Here is an 830-nt window from a genome sequence, read left to right on the forward strand (position 1 = left end):
TTTGCCGCTGTAATATCAGCAGCGTCGATTGCAGGTAACACAGCCAATCGCGACTTTGGCATTGGATAATATCCAATGCAGCGGCAGGATTGTCTTCAAAATCAATAAAACCCACCCGCCTGCCTTGGATAACCATATTGCGGGCAAAGGCTTGGCTGAGAAACTGCCGCTTGGCGTGGACATGGGAAATGGCCAGCAAGCCGGCATGCCAGCTGCTTAAATCATGCCGGATGGCTTCTTGCTTGATGCGCTCCAGCAGATTGCTGCCGGGGATATTGCTGATCATCAGTGCATTCGCCTGCCGTGCCAGCAGTTTGGGCACGTAAATACCTGCGGCCGAAAGTTCGTTCAAACGGGCAGTTTCAATCGCGATGGCGGCCGGCCCGCCTAAATTCGGCACCGGCGTCAGCACTTTGGCATGCAACAGTTTGGCAAGCATACCCATCAACCAATAGCGCCATGCCGGATTATGCGGGCCGGCCCGACGTATCCATACCACTTTGCCACCGGCCAAAATATGGCGCGCCATACCGCCGTTTTGCCGTTTTGCCCGTTTTTCTAATTCGGTACTGTAATTGATTGATAATTTGTATTTTGTTGCGGGGGATAACGGGAAGGATACGTTATTTCCGGTTGTCAAACAACAAACAACACCTGACAGCATTGTTTATACCGGTAGTGACAGGGGCTGTGGCGTGCTTAATGCGAGGCAGGTTCGCGCATCAGCGCATCAACCGTTCACAGTTTTTTGCAGACCGTCAAAACCCTATCGGCGGCATTGGAAATTGTTGGAACCGGGCGAAGTGCGTCTTGCGCAAATACAATGGGGT

1 protein-coding gene and 1 pseudogene are annotated in these 830 nt (G+C 52.3%); one reads left to right on the top strand and one right to left on the bottom strand.

Annotated elements, in window-relative coordinates; all coding sequences use genetic code 11:
* Positions 1-529: BUD32 family EKC/KEOPS complex subunit (locus C7N83_RS11760; protein WP_483869979.1), on the bottom strand; the 529-nt coding region annotated here is incomplete at its 3' end.
* 61 nt (positions 530-590) lie between these two features.
* On the opposite strand from C7N83_RS11760, the pseudogene C7N83_RS14335 reads away from it, so the two are divergent.
* A pseudogene (locus tag C7N83_RS14335) lies at positions 591-830 on the top strand (IS1595 family transposase); the annotation flags it as partial.

The organism is Neisseria iguanae, from assembly GCF_003013245.1.
In the GTDB taxonomy this organism is placed as follows: Bacteria; Pseudomonadota; Gammaproteobacteria; order Burkholderiales; family Neisseriaceae; genus Neisseria; species Neisseria iguanae.